This window comes from Endozoicomonas sp. 8E (assembly GCF_032883915.1).
Classification (GTDB): Bacteria; Pseudomonadota; Gammaproteobacteria; order Pseudomonadales; family Endozoicomonadaceae; genus Endozoicomonas_A.
This window is the reverse complement of the sequence record NZ_CP120717.1, coordinates 5,916,298-5,935,304: the sequence shown is the minus strand read 5'-3', so window position 1 is coordinate 5,935,304 and position 19,007 is coordinate 5,916,298. Positions and strand designations below refer to the sequence as shown.

10 protein-coding genes are annotated in these 19,007 nt (G+C 48.6%); all 10 read right to left on the bottom strand.

What is annotated here, in order from left to right; translation table 11 throughout:
• Window positions 1-63: 63 nt before the first annotated feature.
• The 10 genes from P6910_RS20780 to P6910_RS20735 all read right to left on the bottom strand — a co-directional run bounded on the left by P6910_RS20780 (window position 64) and on the right by P6910_RS20735 (window position 18,922).
• On the bottom strand, window positions 64-2,193 hold the full coding sequence (locus tag P6910_RS20780; RefSeq protein WP_317143165.1) for a hypothetical protein: 2,130 nt from the start codon (window positions 2,191-2,193) through the stop codon (window positions 64-66).
• Complete coding sequence (locus P6910_RS20775) at window positions 2,186-4,138, bottom strand: hypothetical protein (RefSeq protein ID WP_317143164.1); 1,953 nt, start codon at window positions 4,136-4,138, stop codon at window positions 2,186-2,188. The genes P6910_RS20780 and P6910_RS20775 overlap by 8 nt, the downstream gene beginning before the upstream one ends.
• Window positions 4,139-4,246: 108 nt before the next feature.
• A complete protein-coding gene (locus P6910_RS20770) occupies window positions 4,247-6,319 on the bottom strand; it encodes a hypothetical protein (protein WP_317143163.1) in 2,073 nt (690 codons plus the stop codon).
• A gap of 121 nt (window positions 6,320-6,440) precedes the next feature.
• Window positions 6,441-8,564, bottom strand: a complete 2,124-nt coding sequence (locus P6910_RS20765; protein ID WP_317143162.1) for a hypothetical protein — start codon at window positions 8,562-8,564, stop codon at window positions 6,441-6,443.
• A 141-nt stretch (window positions 8,565-8,705) separates the two neighbouring features.
• Window positions 8,706-10,397, bottom strand: coding sequence for a hypothetical protein (locus P6910_RS20760; protein WP_317143161.1), 1,692 nt, complete (start codon window positions 10,395-10,397; stop codon window positions 8,706-8,708).
• Window positions 10,398-10,683: 286 nt separating this feature from the next.
• Complete coding sequence (locus P6910_RS20755; protein WP_317143160.1) at window positions 10,684-12,654, bottom strand: hypothetical protein; 1,971 nt, start codon at window positions 12,652-12,654, stop codon at window positions 10,684-10,686.
• Between the two features lie 110 nt (window positions 12,655-12,764).
• Window positions 12,765-15,314, bottom strand: coding sequence for a hypothetical protein (locus P6910_RS20750; RefSeq protein WP_317143159.1), 2,550 nt, complete (start codon window positions 15,312-15,314; stop codon window positions 12,765-12,767).
• A gap of 18 nt (window positions 15,315-15,332) precedes the next feature.
• Window positions 15,333-15,467 carry a hypothetical protein gene (locus P6910_RS20745; RefSeq protein WP_317143158.1) on the bottom strand — a complete coding sequence of 45 codons (135 nt, stop codon included), beginning with the start codon at window positions 15,465-15,467 and terminating at the stop codon, window positions 15,333-15,335.
• A gap of 7 nt (window positions 15,468-15,474) precedes the next feature.
• Complete coding sequence (locus tag P6910_RS20740) at window positions 15,475-17,151, bottom strand: hypothetical protein (RefSeq protein WP_317143157.1); 1,677 nt, start codon at window positions 17,149-17,151, stop codon at window positions 15,475-15,477.
• Between the two features lie 157 nt (window positions 17,152-17,308).
• Window positions 17,309-18,922, bottom strand: a complete 1,614-nt coding sequence (locus P6910_RS20735; protein ID WP_317143156.1) for a hypothetical protein — start codon at window positions 18,920-18,922, stop codon at window positions 17,309-17,311.
• Window positions 18,923-19,007: the final 85 nt, after the last annotated feature.

The window sequence follows — 19,007 nt, the reverse complement described above, 5'->3', positions numbered from 1 at the left end:
ATCCTTGCCTTGCGGTTCACAGAGAGGAAGGATAGATCACTTCATGGAAGGGCGTTTGTCAGTTCAAGGATTGAGGCTATCGCTCTGGTCCACGTCAACAGACTTGCGCTTTTGATGCAGTCTTTTGTGCTTAGACAGGGCTTTGGCGTTCTTGCAGATTTTTGCGCATCGACGCTGCTGACCATCCTCTGTGACCACGGTCAGATTACAGGTTTTTTGTCCGCTGTGGCGAGTGCTTTTGTGAGACCAGAGAGACGCAGCATTCCTGCAGATTTTCCCGCATAGCGACTGCTGACCATCCTCCCCGAACACGGTCAGGTCACAGATTTTTTGCCCGCTGTGAATACTGCTTTTATGAGTCGACATAACTGCAGCATTCTTGCAGACTACCCCGCATGGCCGCAGCTGGCCATCTTTTCCGACCACTTTAAATTCACAGGTTTGTTGCCGGCTGTGGCCCCTTTTTTTATGATCTGTCAGGCCTCGAGAGTGCTTGCAGACCCTCCCGCACGGTTGTTGCTGGCCATCTTCCCCGACCAGGATGAAGTCACAGATCTGCTGCCCGGTGTGGTATTGGCTTTTGTGGGCGGATAAAGATTGAGCATTCTTGCAGACCTTCCCGCATGGCCGCTGACGACCATCCTCACCGGGCACGGTCACGCCACAGGTTTGTTGGCCGGTGTGGTCTCTTCTTTTGTGATCCGACAGTGCCTTGGTACTCCTCCAGGGTGTCCCGCATGGCTGCTTCAGGTCACCTTCTCCCATCACGATCACGTCACAGATTTGTTGCCCGCTGTGGTTTCTCTTTTTGTGACCCAACAGAGTTTGAACATTCTTGCAGACAGTCCCGCATGGCCGTAACTGGCCATCCTCCCCTTCCACGATCAAATCACAGATTTGTCGTCCAGTGTGGTTTCTTCTTTTGTGACCCGCCAGAGCTTGAGCATTCTTATAGACCATTCCGCATGGCCGTTGCTGACCATCCGTCCCGAGTACTCTCTCGAGACAGGTTCGTCTCACGGTATGGTTTTCTCTTCTCTTAGTCGACCTGACTTGTCGGCAATGGGCCGTCCCTCTGAAAGGACGACAGCCCGAAGGTGAAGCCCCTGCCCATTCAGGTGTGTCCGTTTGAGAGGTGTTCTGGTTTGATGCCGTGAATATAACCTTATCATGAGCTGTCGGAGCCTGAATTGTTGCTGCCAGGGAAGGATGAATTGAGCCTTGATCCCACTGGGACGATCCTGCTGAGAGTTTGAATTGGGAAAGGGCAAAGGCAATCCCGGTTTTTTCCACAAGGCCATGACTACCCAGATTGAGTAACCCACTGATTATGACCAAATCGTCATTGTTGTCAGGTAAATGCCCATGCATTGACACATAATGATTGAGTGGCTGGGCAGAATCAGTATAACTGGCCTCTGCAATCGGTGGATATGCATTATCGGATGATGGTCGGAGTCGACAAATGCCATGACAGGGATAGACGAAACAATTTAAACCCAAAGTATGTCGGTTTGGTTGAGGGTCTTCGTTACCTTTACCGTTACCAGAGCCAGAATGCTGCGGGCTGTTGAAAGCGCCTGTTCGTTGGGTGATGGCTTTTGGCGCTTGCTGGTCAGATAATTCTGATGACTGATAGTGTGGTGTGTGTTGTCCAGGGCCGGGCATCATAGTGGTGATCATCAACGGTTCACTTTGACTCGCCCCTTGTCGTTCAATCGGCTCAAACATGGGTGAATCGGGGTTCCAATAGCTTTTTAAAAGCCAACCGACAGCGATAACAACTTCTACAGGTACCCATAAACAGGATAGGGGGGGTTCTTTAGTGGTCAGAATCAGTTCGTAAGCAACCAGCAGATTCGTGGTGTAAAGCCATTGCCAGGAAATCGACTCAATGAGGGTCGTTTTCATTCCATAACTGACAGGTCTGCGTCGTTTGTTATCCGATCGTAAACCGGGTTCCGAGTAGTAGCCTGTGCCAACAATGCCTAAGGGATTGCCCGACAATGTGTGTTGGTCAGGTTTTATAGAAAATGTCTGGTTTGGAAAATCTGCATTCTGTTCAAGCTCGACAACAAAAGGTCTTGTCAAAGCTTTGGCCTGGCAGATGAAAGACAACGACAGTAAAAGTAGCAATAGTGTTGTAAAGAGTGAGTGTTTACCCCTTCCATCCTTGTATTCTAACTTAGTCATGGTCCTGGTCCACATCAACAGGTTTGCGTTTTCGATGTCTTCTTTTGTGATACGACAGGGCATTTGCATTATCAAAGACCGTCCCACATGGCCGCTGCTGGCCATCCTGCCCGACTACGGACAGGTCACAGATCTTTTGCCCGGTGTGGTATTTGCTTTTGTGACTCGACAGGGCATCAGCATTCTTGCAGGCCCTCCCGCATCGCAGCCACTGGCCATTCTTCCCGACTACGATCAAGTCACAGGTTTGTTGCCGACTGTGGTAGCTTTTTTTGTGCTTCAATAGTGTTCTGAGACTGCTGCAGACCATCCCGCATGATATCGGCTGGCCATCCTCGCTGACCTCGGTCGCATTACAGGTTCGTTGTCCGCTGTGATCTCTTCTTTTGTGATCCGTCAGACTACTGAAGTTTTTGTAGATCCCCCCGCATGACTGCCGCTGGCCATCCTCGTCGACCACGGTCACGTTACAGGTTTGTTGCCCGCTGTGGTATCTGCTTTTGTGAGATGACAGGGATTGAAGATTCTTGCAAACTTTCCCGCACGGTCGCGGTTGCCCAAACTTGTCGACCAAGATCTCTTCACAGGTTCTTGGCTTGCAGTGCACGCTATTTGTGTGACTGAGCAGGACTGAAAGATTCTTGCAAATCTTCCCGCATGGCCGCTGTTGACCATCCTCCCCGACCAGGGGCTCGTCACAGGTTTGTTGCCCGCTGTGTCTTCTTCTTTTGTGATCCGACAAGGCACCGGCACTCTTGCAGACCGCCCCGCATAACCCCGGCTTGCCATTCTCCCTGATGACTATCAAGTTGCAGGTTTTTATTCCGCTGTGGGCGTTTCTTTTGAGGTCTGTCAGGGCATGAGCACTATTACAGACTTTCCCGTATGGTCCCGGCTGACCATCGTCTCCGATTGCTGTTGCATCACAGACTTTTTGATTGCTGTGGGTTGTGGCTTGTATTCTGCCTGTGCCGGAAAAATGATGTTGGCTCTGATCCAATTGGGCTGATTCAGTCGTGGTTGGTTTTGTTTCTGAATGGTTAAGCGCAATGAACATCTCGTCTTCTTCGAGAAGATACTCCGGATCGAACGCCGTATTAATGGCCTCAAAATCATTCGTAGTGGAGGGCAAGCTTTCGCAACTTGCCCTGTCATTATTGTGTGATCCTGCGGCGTCTGTTTTATAGGCGATCTGGCCTACAGAGGCGCTTTCTTCGGAGTTCAGCCAACATTCACCCGGCTCTCTGCTGCCGGATGATGATCGGAGTCGACAAACGCCATGACAGGGGTAGACGAAACAATGTAAATCCAATGTGTGTGAGTGTTGTTGAGAGCCTCCGTCACCGCTACCGTAGTCATTATTCAGGGGGCTGGTGAAAGGGCCCCGGGGTCGGCTGTTGGTTTCCGGGGTTTGCTGGTCGGACGCTGCTGATAGCGGGTATTGTTGCTGGTCATGTCCGGAGCCAAAGGTCATTACAATGGTCGCAAATGGGTGATCCCCCTGTGTCAAAATACAATCCGATTGTCGTTTAATAGGATTAAAGAAGGGTGATTCGGGATTCCAATAACTTTTTAAAAAAAAGGCAGCAACGACCACTTCTAAAGGTAGCCATGAATAAGTGTTGAAGAATAGAGTGCTATGCTTGGCGGTCAGGATCAGTTCGTAACCAACCAGCAGGTTAGTGACGTAAAGCCATTGCCACGAAATCGAGTCAATGAGGGATGTTTTAACTCCGTAACTGAAAAGTCTGTGTCGTTTGTAATCTGATGGCAAATCGGGCCATGCGTAGCCGTTTGTGTCGACAATGCCTGACGGGGTGCCCGACAATGTATGCCAGCCAGACTTTATAGAAAAGCTCTGGTTTGGAAAATCTGAATTCTGTTCAAGCTCGACAATAAATCGTCTTGTCAGCGATTTGGCCTGACAGATGACAGACAACAACATCAGCAGCAATAGCAGTGCTGCAAAGATTGAATGTTTAATAATTCTATCCTTGCCTTCTGGTTTACAGAGAGGAAGGATAGATCAACTCATGAAAGCGTGGGTATTCATTCAAGGACTGAGGTTATCATTCCAGCCTACATTAACAGGTTTGCGTTTTCGATGTCTTTTTTTGTGATTCGACAGGGCTTTAGCATTCTCGCAGACTGCCCCGCATCGCCGCGTCTGGCCATCCTCCTCGATGACAGACTCGAAACAGGTTTGTGGCCCGGTGTGCTCTCTTTTTTTGTGATAGGACAGGGCTATAACATTATTGCAGACCTTCCTGCATGGCTGCGGCTGGCCATCTTTTCTAACCACAGGCTCGATACAGGTTTGTGGCCCGGTATGGTATCTTCGTTTGTGATACGACAGGGCTTCAGTATTCTTGCAGACCTTCCCGCATGGCTTCGACTGGTCATCTTTTCTAACCACAGGCTCGATACAGGTTTGTGTCCCGGTATGGTATCTTCGTTTGTGATACGACAGGGCTTCAATATTCTTGCAGACCTTCCCGCATGGCTTCGACTGGTCATCTTTCCCGGCCACAGTGACATTACAGGTTTTTCGACCACTGTGGATGATTCTTTTGTGATCCATCAGGGCTTCAGCACTCTTGCAGGTCTTTCCGCATGGTCGCTTCTGACCAGCTTCCCCGATCACGGTCATATCACAGGTTTGTGGCTCGGTGTGATATTTTTTTTTGTGATGCGACAGGGTGTAAACATTGCTGCAGAACACTCCACATGATCGCGGTTGGCCATTCTCGCCGATCATGATCGTGTTACAGGCTCGTTGCCCTTTGTGGTATCTGCTTCTGTGAGATGCCAGGGCTTGAAGATTCTTGCATAATTTTCCGCATGAACGCGGTTGACCATCCTCCCCGAGTATTGACTCGTCACAGGACTTGGGTTCGGTGTGGACGCTTCTTTTGTGGCAGCTCAGGGCTGAAAGATCCTTGCAGATCTTCCCGCATGGCCGCTGTTGACCACCCTCTCCGGTTAAGATCGCGCTACAGGTTTGTTGTCCGCTGTGTTTTCTTTTTTTGTGATCCGACAGGGTAAGAGCATTCTTACAAATCGTCCGGCACTGCTGAGGCCGGCCGTCCTCCCCCGTGATTGTTGCATCACAGTATTTATCCCTTCTGTGAGCTGGAGCTTCTGCTGTGGCTGTCTTGTAGAGAAGAGATTTGCTTTGATCCAATTGGGATGATCCAGTGGTTTTTGGTTGTGTTTCTGAATAATTAAGCGGAATGAAAACCTCATCATCTTCGAGAAGACACTCTGGATCGAACTTCCAATTAATGTCCTCAAAATCACTCATGATGGATGACAAGTTCCAGAAGCTTGCCATATCATCATTGAGTGACTCGGTAGCATCATTTGTATTGGCGGCTTCGGCCATAGATGAGCGCTTCTGGAAATACATTGCCGGTGCAGCAGGCTCTGTGCCATCAGATAATGGCCGGAATCGGCAAACGCCACGACAGGGATAGATGAAACAATCTAAATCCAGGGTATGTGAGTGTTTTTGAGAGCCTCCCTTACCATCATCATGGTCAGTATTCATAGGACTACTGAAAGAGCCTCCAGAATGGATGGTGGCCTGTGGGGCCTGCCGGTCAGAAGATGCTGATGGCAGGTATTGTTGCTGGTCATGTCCGGAGCCAAACATCATGGTGATGGTCGCAAAAGGGTAATCCTCCTGTGTGAATATAGATGCCGCCTGTTGTTCAATCGTGTTAAACAACGGTGAATTCGGATTCCAATAGCTTTTTAAAAGCCAGACTGCGGCGACAACCGCTTCTATAGGTAGCCATAAGTATGGGCTTGGGTATAGAAGGTCATCTTTGGTAGTCAGTATCAGTTCGTATGCAATCAGCAGATTCGTGGCATAAAGCCATTGCCACGAAATTGATTCAATGGGGATCGTTTTTACCCCGTAACTGTAAGGTCTGTGTCGTTTTTTATCCGATGGGAAACGAGGTTCTGCGTAGCCGTTTTTGTTGGCAATGTTTGATGGTTTTCCCGACAATCTAAGCTGGCCAGGCTTTACAGAAACGTTCTGGTTTGGAAAGTCTGCATTCTGCTCAAACTCGACAATAAAAAGTCGTGTCAACGTTTTTGCCTGACAGGTGACAGACAACGACAGTAACAGCAATGCTATAAAGAGGTAATGTTTAATAATTCTATACTTGCTTTCCGGTTTACGCAGAGGAAGAATAGATCATCACATCTAAGGGCGGGTATTATTTCAGAGACTGAGTTTATCGTTTTGTTCCCACATCGACAGGTTTGCGTTTTAGATGTTTTCTTCTGTGATCATACAGGACTCCAGCATTACTACAGACCTTGCCACATGGCCGCTGCTGGCCATCTTCCCCGACCACGGTCACGTAACAAGTTTTTTGCCCGCTGTGGACACTGCTTTTGTGAGTCGACAAAGCTGCAGCATTTTTGCAGATTTTCCCGCATCTCAGCTGCTGACCATCCTTCCTGACCACGGTCATGTAGCAGGCTCTTTGTACACTGTGGCTTCTTCTTTTGTGATTTATCAGAGCTCTGGCACTTTGGCAGGCCGTCCCGCATGGCCGCTGAGTGCCATCCTCTGAGACCAATGTTATGTCACAGATTTTTTGCCCTGTGTGAAATCTGCTTCTGTGAGCCGCCAGATTTGGAGCATTCTTGAAGACCATCCCGCACGGTCGCAGCTGGTCATCCTCCCCAATCACGGTCACATCACAGGTTTGTTGTCCGCTGTGGTCTCTTCGTCTGTGATAAATCAGACTTTGAGTACTCTTGCAGACCACTCCGCATGGTCGCGGCTGGCCATCCTCGCTGATCACAGTCACTTCACAAGTTTGTTGTCCGCTGTGGTCTTTGCTCTTATGATGGGACAGGGCCTGAGCATTCTTGCAGACGGCTCCACATGGCTGCTGTTGGCCATCCTTCCCGATTACGCTCAGGTAACAGGTTTTTTGCCCGGTGTGGTATTTGCTTTTGTGAATCGACAGGTTTCTGGCACTCTTGCAGGTCTTCCCGCATGGTTGCTGCAGGCCACCTTTCCCGACTACGATCGCATTACAGATTTGTTGCCCTGTGTGTTCTTTGCTCTTATGATGCGCCAGAGATTGAGCATTCTTGCAGACGGTTCCACAGGGCCGCTGCTGGCCATCCTTCCTGATTACGCTCGTGTGACAGGTTTTTTTCCCGGTGTGGACTTTGCTTTTGTGAACTGACAAGTCCCCGGGACTCTTGTAGGACTTCCCGCATGGTTGCTTAAGGCCGCCTTCCCCGAACATGATCGCATTACAGGCTTGTTGCCCGTCCAGATTGCTTCTTTTGTGTTTCAACCTGACTTGTCGGTTATAGGTAGCCCCTGTCGATTCAAGAGTGCGCGTTTGTGAGGCTCTATGGTTTGGTGTCGTGAATATGACCTTACCGGACGCTGTCGGGGATGGTACAGCAGCTGTCCGGGAAAGATGAGTTGGGCTTTGCCCCCATTGGAATAACTCTATTGTTTGTTGTGTTTTTAAGGTTCCTGTTGGAGGTGTGAAATGGGGAAGCGTACAGGAAATCCAGGTTTTTTCGACAAGGCCATGATTATCCAGATTGAGTAACCCATTGATTATGACCACATCGTCACTGCTGACAGGCAAGTGCCCGGGTATTGTCACACTATGGTTGGGTGGCTGGGCAAGGCTAGCATAGGTGCCTCCTGTTCTTATTGGATACGCATTATCGGACGATGGTCCGAATCGACAAATGCCATGACAGGGGTAGATAAAACAATTTAAACCCAAAGTATGTCGATGTGCTTGAGGGTCTCCGTTACCGTCACCAGAGCTGGAATGTAGCAGACTGGTGAAAGCATCTTTACCCTGGGTGGAGGCTGCTGGCGCTTGCTGGCCGGATGGTTGTGATGTCCGATATTGGACCGGGTTGTTTTCAGAGCCTGGCTTCTTGGTGATGATTGCAATCGGGTGGTTTTGACTCGCCTCTTGTTGTCCCTTTGGGTTAAAAAACGGTGAGTCGGGGTTCCAGAAGTTTTTTAAAATCCAGATAACAATAACCGCTTCAGCAGCTAGCCATGAATACGCATTAGAGTGTAGGGGAGCCTCGTTGATGGTCAGGATCAGTTCGTGAGTAACCAGCAGATTCGTGGCGTATAGCCATTGCCATGAAATCGACTCAATGAGAGTGGCTTTCAACCCAGAACTGTCAGGTCTGTGTTGTTTGTCATTCGATGGCAAATCAGGTTTTGCGTAGTCGTTTGTATCGGCAATGTCTGACGGTTCGTCCGACAATGTGTGCCGGTCAGACGCCATAGAAAAGTTCTGGTTTGTAAAATCCGCACTCTGTTTAAGCTCGACAATAAAACGTTTTGTCAACGATTTTGCCTGGCTGATGGCAGTCAACGACAATAACAGCAATAACAATGTTGCAGAGAATGAGGGTTTAATAATTCTATCCTTGCCTTCTGGTGTACAGAGAGGAAGGATAGATCACCTCATGAAAGGGCGGGTGTCAGTTCAAGGGCAGATATCATCGTTCTGGTCCAAATTAACAGGCTTGCGTTTTCGATGAACTCTTTTGTGTTCATAAAGGGCTCCGGCATTACTAAAGACTTTCCCACATGGCCGCTGCTGGCCATCTTTCCCGTTCAGAGTCTCGTAACAGGTTTTTTGCCCGCTATGGATACTGCTTTTGTGAGTCGACAGAGCGGCAGCACTTTTGCAGATTTTCCCGCATTGACGTTGTTGACCATCCTTCCCAACCACGGTTATATAACAAGTTTTTTGTCCACTGTGTTCTCTTCTTTTGTGTTCCGTCAGGGCTATAGTATTCTTGCAGAGCTTCCCGCATGGCCGCTGCTCGCTATCCTCCAAAACCACTGTTTCGCCACAGATTCTTTGCCTCGTGTGATATCCGTTTTTGTGAGCTGATAGAAGTGGAGCATTCTTCAAAACCATCCCGCATGGCCGCAGCTGGCCATCCTCCGCGATCACGGTCATATCACAAGTTTGTTGTCCGGTGTGGTCTCTCCTTTTGTGATATAACAGGTTTTGAACACTCTTGCAGATCAATCCGCATGTCCGCTGCTTATTATCCTTGCTGACCACAGACACGTCACAGGTTTGTTGCCCGGTGTGGTTTTTGCTTTTGTGATCCGCGAGAGTCTGAGCATTCTTGCAGACCTTCCAACATAATCGTTGCTGGCCATCCTCCAGTAGCAATGTCTCGACACAGGTTATTTGCCCGGCGCGGTCTTCTCTTTTTTGATTCAACCTGGTTTTTCCGCAATGGGAAGCCCCATCAAAAGCAAGATAGCCCGTAGGTGAAGCCCCTGAGCATTTAACTGCGCCCGTTTTAGAGGTTTTAGGATTTGATCTCGTTAATATAACCTTACCGGGTGCTTCAACAAGGCCATGATTACCCAGATTGATTAGCCAATTGATTATGACCAAATCGTCAGACTTGACAGGCGAATGCCCAGGCATTGCCACATCATCATTCAGTTGCTGGGCAGAATCAGTACAGGTGGCCTCTGCACTTATTGAATGTGCATTATCGGATGATGATCGGAATCGACAAATGCCGTGACACGGATAGACGAAACAATTTAAATCCAAAGTATGTCGATGTGCTTGAGGGTCTTCTTTACCGTCGCCAGAGTCAGAATGCACGGGGTTGATGAAAGAGCCTGTAAGTTGGCTGTTGGCTCCTGGAGCTTGCTGGCCGTTTGATTCTGTTGGCTGATATTGTGGTGGGTTATGTTCAGAGGCAGTCATCATGGCGGTGATAGCAAAGGGATGATTTTGACTCACATCTTGTTGTTCTGTCGGGTTAAACAGCAGTGAATCCGGGTTCCAATAGTTTTTTAAAAGCCAACCAACAGCAATAACCACTTCAAAAGGCAGCCATGAATAATGGCTTGAGCTTAGTGGCATGTCTCTGGTGGTGAGGATCACTTCGTGAGTAACCAGTAGATTTGTCGCATAAAGCCATTGCCACGAAATTGACTCAATGAGGGATGTTTTCAGACCATAAGTGTCAGTTCTGTGTCGTTTGTTATGCGATGGCAAATTGGGTTCAGTATGGCTGTGTGTGTGGGCAGTGGCTGTCGGTCTGACTGACAATCTATGCTGGCCGGACTTTATAGAAAAGTTCTGGTTTGTAAAATCTGCATTTTGTTCATGTTCAACAATAAAACGTCTTGTCAACGGCTTGGCTTGACAGGTGATAGGGAACGAAAGTAACAGCAATAGGAGCGCTGTAAAGAGATAGTCTTTAATAATTCTATCTTTGCGTTCTGGTTTACAGTGAGGAAGGATAGATCACCTCATGAGAGAAACTGTCACAAAAGTAGTGAGCAAAGCCGAGATAGGGTGAAAAATAGTGAAAAAGCGCAGCTTAGAGCAAGTAAACGAGCATTTTGGGCCACTTTTTAAACGCACTATCAGTGAAGCGCAGCACTTTTGCGGCAGCCTCGAGAGGGTATAGGTCAGATCAGGGGCTATTGTCCTGATCCACGTCAACAGGCTTGCGTTTTCGATGTAGTCTTTTTTTGTGATATGCCAGGTCTTTAGAACTCTTGCAGACCCTCTCGCATGGCCGCTGCTGACCATCCACCCCGACCACGGTCACATCACAGATTTTTTGTCCGCTGTGATATCTGCTTTTGTGATCCTGCAAGGCACCTGCATTCTTGCAAACCTTCCCGCATATTCGCTGCTGACCATCTTTCCCTTCCACCTTCACGACACAGGCTTTTTGCCCGCTATGCTCTCTATATTTATGATGCGCCAGGGCTTGAGCATTCTTGAAGACCCTTGCGCATGGCCATGACTGGCCATCTTCCGCGACCACGGTTGCGCGACAGGTTTGTTGCCCGGTGTGGTATTGGCTTCTGTGGGTGGCTAGAGATTGTGCATTCTTGTAGACCATCCCGCATGGCCGCAGCTGGCCATTCTCTGCGGGCACTTTCTCGAAACAGACTTGTTGCCCGGTGTGGTATCTTCTTTTGTGATCCGACAGATCTTTGGAATTCTTGCAGAGCCTCCCGCATCGACGCTGCAGGCCACCTTCCCCGACCACGGTCATGTCACAGGTTTTTTGCTCGGTGTGGTGTCTTCTTTTGTGATCCATCAGGGTTTGAGCATTCTTGCAGATCCTCCCGCATGGCCATTGCTGGCCATATTCCCCGACCACGGTTATGGTACAGGTTTGTTGTCCGGTGTGTTCTCTTCTTTTGTGATCTATCAGGTTTTGAGCATTTTTGCAGACCTTCCCGCATGGCCATTGCTGACAATCTTTCCCGCTTATGGGCACGTAACAGGTTTTTTGCCCGCTGTGGTATCTGCTTTTGTGAGACGACAGGCTTTTGGCAGTTTTGCAGGACTTCCCGCATGGCTGCTGAAGGCCCTCTCTGCCAACCACTGTCTCTAAACAGGTTTGATACCCGGTGTGGTTTTTTCCCTTTTGCTTCGACCCGGCTTGTTGGGAATGGCTAGCCTCTGCCCATTCAAGTGTGCCCGTTTGAGAAGTGTAATCGTTTGATGTCGTGGATATAGCCTTACCGGGTGCTGTCGGGGAGGGGAGACAGGGAAGCGTAGAGGAAATCCCGGTTTTTTCGACAAGTTTATGATTACCCAGATTGAGTAGCCCGTTGATTATAATCAAATCGTCAACAGGTAAATGCTCATGCCTTATTACATCATCATTAAGTGGTTGGCGAGGGTCAGTGTGGGCGGCCCCAGCACTAAACGAATGAGCATTATCGGATGATGGTCGGAGTCGACAAATACCATGACAGGGATAGACGAAACAATTTAAATCCAAAGTATGTCGATGTGGTTGAGGATCTTCGTTACCTTCGCCAGAGTCGGAGCGCAACGGGCTGGTGAAAGAGCCTGTTCGTTGTATGCTGGCTTCCTGCGCTGGCTGTCTGGATGGTTGTAATGACTGATATTGGGGAGAGGGATGTTCAGAAGCGGGTATCATAGTGATGATCGCAAATGGGTGACTCTGACCCGTCTTTTGTTGCTCAATCGGCTTAAACAGCGTTGAAACGCGGTTCCAATAGCTTTTTAAAAGCCAACCGAAAGCTATAACTGCTTCTGGAGGTAATGATGAATAACGCTTGGAGACTGGAAGGAAGTCTTTCGTAGTCAGAATCAGTTCGCAAGCAACCATAAGAGTCGTCGTATAAAACCATTGCCACGAAATCGAATCAATGAGGGGCGTTTTTACCTCGTAACTGTCAGTCCTATGTCGTTTGTTATCCGATGGCAAATCGTGTACCGGGTAGCCGTTTGTGTCGGCAATGTCTGAGGCTTTGCTCGACGATGCAGGCCAGTCTGGCCTTATAAAAAAGTTCAGGTTTGGAAAATCTGCATTCTGTTCAAGCTTGACAATAAAGTGTCTTGTCAACGTTTTGGCCTGAGAAATGACAGACAACGACAGCAACAGTGCTGCCAAGAGTGAGTGTTTAATAATTCTATCCCTGCCTTCTGGTTTAAAGAGAGGAAGGATAGATCAAGAAAATAAGTGTGTTTTTGTGTTTTGCTCATGAAAGGGCGGGGGTCCGTTCAAGGAGTGACATCATCGTCCGGTTCAATATCGACAGCCTTGCGTTTTCGATGTGTTCTTTTGTGACCGTAAAGGGCTCTGGCATGCTTGCAGATTCTTCCGCATTGTCGCTGCTGACCATCCTCCCCGATCACGGTTACGTCACAGGTTTTTTGCCCGCTGTGGAGATTGCTTTTGTGATTCGAAAGAAGTGCAGCACTCTTGCAGGTTGTCCCGCATCGCCGCTGTTGACCATCCTCCCCAACCACGGTCACGTCACAGGTTTGTTTTCCGCTGTGGCTTATTCTTCTGTGACTGACCAGGGCTATGGCATTGTTGCAGACCTTTCCGCATAGCCATTGCTGACCATCCTCCCCGACCACGGTCAGGTCGCAGGTTTGTTGCCCGGTGTGGTTTCTTCTTTTGTGATCCGAAAGGTCTTGAGCACTCCTGCAGGTTTTCCCGCATGGCCGTTGCTGGCCATCCTCTCCGACTACTTTCACGCGACAGGTTTTTTGTCCGCTGTGGATTTTTCTTCTGTGGTTCGTCAGGGCTCGAGCATTATTGAAGGTCTTACTGCATGACCGGTGCTGGCCATTGTTTCCGATTTCGGCTACGCCACAGGTTTTTTGCCCGCTGTGAACTTTTTTTTTGTGGTTCGACAGGGTTCTGACACTGCTAAAGACCAATCCGCATGGTCGCAGTTGATCATCTTCGCCGACCAGGGTTGCAGTACAGGTATGTTGGCTGTTGTGGTATCTGCTTCTATGAGATGCCAGGGCTTGAAGACTCTTGCAGCCTTTCCCGCAAGGCTGCGGCTGACCATCCTCTCCGATCACGTTATCTGCACAGGTTTTTGGACCGGAGTGGAGGCCCCTTTTGTGATTGCTCAGAACCGAAAGATTCTTGAAGACCCTCCCGCATGGCCGCTGTTGACCATCTTCTCCAACTACGGTCACGGCGCAGGTTTGTTGTCCGCTGTGTCTTCTTCTTTTGTGGTCCGACAGCATACTGGCATTCTTGCAGACCTTTCCGCATAGTTCCGGCTGGCCATCCTCCCTAAAGACTGTAAAGTCGCAGGTTTTTTTTCCGGTGTGGGAATTTCTTTTGTGATCCGATAGCGCTCTGGCACTGCTGCAGACCCTCCCGCATGGCTGCTGTCGACCATTTTCCCCGACCACAGTTAATTGGCAGGTTTGTTGCCCGGTATGCTTTTTTCTTTTGTGATCCGTCAGGGCTTGAGCATTCTTGCAGACTGTCCCGCATGGCTGCTGCTGACCATCTTCGCCGATCACAGTGACGTGACAGACTTTTTGACCACTGTGGATTCTTCTACGGTGGTTCGAGAGGACATAACTATTCTTGCAGACTGCCCCGCAGGGCCGCGGCTGACCATCTTCTCTGATTACTATTGTGTCACAGACCTTTTGCTCGCTGTTGGTTGTGACTTGTGTTGTGGCTGTCTTGTAAAGATCAGTCTCGCAGAGAGTATGTTGGCTCATATCAAGTCGGAATGATTCAATGGTTGTTGGTTGTGTTTCTGAATGGTTAAGCTTAACGAAAATATCTTCTTCTTCGAGAAGACATTGTGGATCGAACAGTGCATTAATGTCCTCAAAATCACTCATGCTCCAAAGCATGCTCCCCGGGTGAGTCAAATCATTTCTGAATGACCCGGCAATGTCAGTTGTATAGGCGACCTCGTCCATAGGTAAGCTTTCTTCGGGCTTTAGCGGCCATTCAGCGGACTCTCTGCTATCGGATGAGTGTCGGAATCGACAAATGCCATGACAGGGATTGACGAAACAATTTAACCCCAAAGTATGTCGATGTGGTTGAGAGTCTTCGTTACCGTCGCCAGAGCCAGAATGCAGGGGGTTATTATAAGCTCCTGTGAGCTGGCTGGTGGCTTCTGTGGTTTGTTGGCCGGATGATTGTGATCGCTGATATTGTGATGACTGATATTGTGATGGATTGTATTCAGAACCGGGCATCATAGTGATGATCGCAAGTCTGTGATTTTGACTCGCCTCTTTTTGTTTAATTGGGTTAAACAGCAGTGAGTCAGAGTTCCAATAGCTTTTTAAAAGCCAGGCATCAGCGACAACCGCTCCTGCAGGTAGCCATGAATAAAGAGTGGGGTACAGAGGAGCGTCTTTGATAGTCAGGATCATTTCGTAAGCAGCCAACAGGTTCGTGGCGAAGAGCCATTGCCACGAAGTCGACTCAATGAGGGGCGTTTTCATCCCGTAACTGTCAAGTCTGTGTCGTTTGTCATCTGATGGCAAAACAGGTTCTGCATAGCAGTATGTGTCGGCAATGTCTGACGGGTTGCCCGACAGTGTTTGCCGGTCAGTCTTTATAGAGAAGTTCTGGTTTGGAAAATCTGTATTCTGTTCAAGCTCGATAATAAAATGTCTTGTCAACGATTTGGCCTGACAGATGAAAGACAATGACAGTAATAGCAGTGCTGCAAAGATTGAGTGTTTAATAATTCTGTCCCTGCCCTTCTTGTGTACAGACAGGAAGGATAGATCAAGGAAATAGGCGTGTTCTCGTGTCTTTCTCATGAAAGGGCAGGTCTCTGTTCAAGGGCTGAAGTCATCGTCCCGGCTCTCATCAACAGGGTTGTGCTTTCGATGTGTTCTTCTGTGATCCCTCAGAGCTTGAGCATTCTTGCAGATTTTCCTGTACAGCCGCTGTCGACCATCCTTCCCGACCATCTTCAGGTCAGAGGTTTTTTGTCCGCTGTGGACACTGCTTTTGTGAGTCGACAGAGCAGCAACATTTTTGCAGATTGTCTCGCATGGCCTCTGCAGTCCATCCTCCCCGACCAGGGGCAAGACAGGTTTGTTGTCTGGAGTGTATTCTTCTTTTGTGGTCCGCCAGGATTTGACTACTTTTGAAGACCTTCCCGCATTGACAAGGTTGGCCATCCTCCCCGAGCACCGTCTCGCCGCAGGTTTTTTGTTCGCAGTGGTGTCTTCTTTTGTGATCTGAGAGGGCTTTGATATTGTTGCAGACCTTTCCACATAGTTGCGGTTGGCCATCCTTCCCGAGCACTGTCTCGCCACAGGTTTGTTGTCCGGTGTGATGTCTTCTTTTGTGATCTGACAGGGCTTTGATGCTGTTGCAGACCCTTCCACATAGTTGCGGTTGGCTATCCTCGCCGAGCACTGTCTCGCCACAGGTTCGAGGCCCGGTGTGGTGTCTTCTTTTGTGATCTGACAGGGCTTTGATACTGTTGCAGACTCTTCCACATAGTCGTTGCCGACCATTGTCCCCAAGCACTTTGTCGACACAGGTTTGTTGCCCGGAGTGGTATCTTCTTTTTTGATCCAAAAGGGCTTGTCGGCAATGGTTAGCGCCTGTATAGGGAAGACAGCCCGAAGACGAAGCCTCTGCCCATTCAATGGCGTCCGTCTGAGAGTCTTTATGGTCTGACGTGGTAAATATAATCTTATCAGGTGTTGCCAGGGCTGCCCGGGGAGGATGAATCAGGTTTTGATTCCATTGGGTTGATGCCGTTGTTTGTTGTGCTTCCGAAGCTCCTGCTGGGGGAATGCAATGAGTAAGTGAAACGGAAAACGGTTTTTTTTCGGCAAGACCATGACTACCCAGATTGATTAACCCATTGATTATGAGCAAATCATCGGTAGTGACAGGCAAATGCCCAGGCATCGTGAGTTGCCGGGTTTGTAAAGTACAGGCGGCTCCTGCACTTAATGAATGTGCATTATCGAATGATGGCCGGAATCGACAAACGCCATTACAGGGATTCACGAAACAATTTAAACCCAATGTATGTCGATGTGGTTGGGGGTCCTCGTTATCGTCACCGAAGCCAGAATGCGAGGGGCTGGTAAAAGACCCTTCAGGATAGGGGGGGGCTTTTGGAGCCTGTTGGCCGGATGCTTGTGAAGGTTGATATTGTGATGTCTGATATTGTGATGGATTGTGTTCAGAACCAGGCGTCATAGTGATGATCGAAAACAGGTGATTTTGACTCGCCTCCTGTTGTTCACACGGGTTGAACAAGGATGACCAAGGGTTCCAATAGTTGTTTAAAAGCCATCCGACAGCTATAACCGCTTCCAGAGGTAATGATGAATAAAGGTTGAAACCCGGAGGGGCATCTTTGGTGGTCAGGATCAGTTCAAAAACAACCAGCAGATTTGTGGCATAAAGCCATTGCCATGAAATCGATTCAATAAGGGGCGTTTTAACCCCGTAACTGCAAGTTTTCTGTCGTTTTTTATCTGATGAGAAACAGGGCTCAATATTACCGTTTTTGTCGGCAATGTCTGACGAGTTACCCGACAATGTATGATGCTCAGGCTTTGTAAAAAGGCTCTGCCCGGTAAACGCAGCATCCTCTACAAACTCGACAATAAAACGCCTTGTCAACGATTTGGCCTGGCAGATGGCAGACAAAGACAATAATAGTAACAGCAGTGCTGAAAAGCGTGAGTGTTTAATAATTCTATCCCTGCCTTCAGGTCTACAGAGAGGAAGGATAGATCAAGAGAATATGTGTGTTTTTGCACGAGCGAATATCAGATTGTTACTTCTTAACTTTACCTTCTTGAGAATGTAAATCATCGTTCTGAACCACAACAGGTTTGCGTTTTCGATGTATTCTTTTGTGCTCAGACAGAGCTTGAGCACTCTTGCAGACTGCTCCGCATGGGCGCGGTTGGCCATCATCCCCAATCACAGTCATGTCACAGGTTCGTTGCCTGCCGTGGTATTTGCCTTTGTGATGCCGCAGGGTATTAACATTGATGCAGACTTTTCCGCATGGACGCTGCTGGCCATCCTCCCCAATCATGATCACGTTGCATGTTTTTTGTCCGCCGTGGAATCTTGTTTTGTGATCCGACATAGCTCTGGCACTTTTGAAGAGCCTACCGCATGGCTGCTGCTTGCCATCCTTCCCGACTACCGTCAACTTACAGTTTTGTTGTTCGCTGTGCCTACTTCTTTTGTGATTCATAAGGCTCTGATTATTCTTGCAGATTATCCCGCACGGTCGCGGCTGGCCATCTTCTGTGATCACGGTCACTTGACAGGTTTTTTGCCCAGTGTGTAGTTTGCTTTTGTGAGATGACCGGGCACGAGCATTCTTGCAAATTTTCCCGCATAGCCGCTGCTGGCCATCTTTTCCGATTATTATTGCGTCACAGACTTTCTGCCCGATATGGGCTGTGGCTTGTACTGTGCCTGTCTCGGAAAGATGATGTTGGCTCTGATCCAATTGGGATGATTCAGTGGTTGTTGGTTGTGTTTCTGAATGATTAGGCGGAATAAAAAGCTTGCGATCTTCGAGAAGGCACTGTGGATCGAACACCCCATTAATAACCTCAAAATCCCTCGAGGTGGATGACAAGTTCCAGAACCTTGCCATATCATCATCGAGTGACTCAGCAGCGTCATTTGTATTGGCAGCTCCGTCCATAGATAAGCTATTCTGGAAATCCAGTGCCCATTCAGCAGTTCCTCTGCTATCAGACAATGGCCGGAATCGACAAACGCCATGACAGGGATAGATGAAACAATGAAAATCCAGGGTATGTAAGTGTTTTTCAGGGCCTCCTTTATCGTCACTGTCGCCATAGTCGGTATTCACAGGACTGCTGAAAGAGCCTCCAGAACGAAGGCTGGCCTTTGAGGCTTGCCGGTCGGAAGATGCTGTTGGCTGTTGGCGTTGCTGGTCATATCCGGAGCCAAACATCACAGCGATGGGCGCAAACGGGTGATCCTCTTGTGTCAACATAAATGCCGACCGTCGTTCAATTGGGTTAAATAACGGTGAGTCGGGATTCCAATAGCTGTTTAAAAGCCAGCCGACAGCGACAACCGCTTCTAGAAGTGGCCTTGAATAAAGTTTTGAGCTTGGAGAGGTGTCTCTGGTGGTCTGGGTCCGTTCATAAGCGATCAGAAAATTCGTGGCGTAAAGCCATTGCCACGAAATTGACTCAATGAGGATCGTATTCACCTCGTAATTAAAAGGGTTATGTCGTTTTTTATCTGATGGCAAATCGGACCTTGCGTAAACGTTTTTGTCGTCGATATCTGACGGGTTGCCCGACAATGTACGTTGGTCATGCTGTATAGAAAAGTTCTGATTAGGAAAATCAGCATTCTGTCCATGCTCGACAATAAACCATCCAGTCATTGGCCAAGCCTGGCAAATGACAGACAACGACAACAACAGCATTAGTGCTGCAAAGAGTGAGTGTTTAATAATTTTGTTCTTGCCT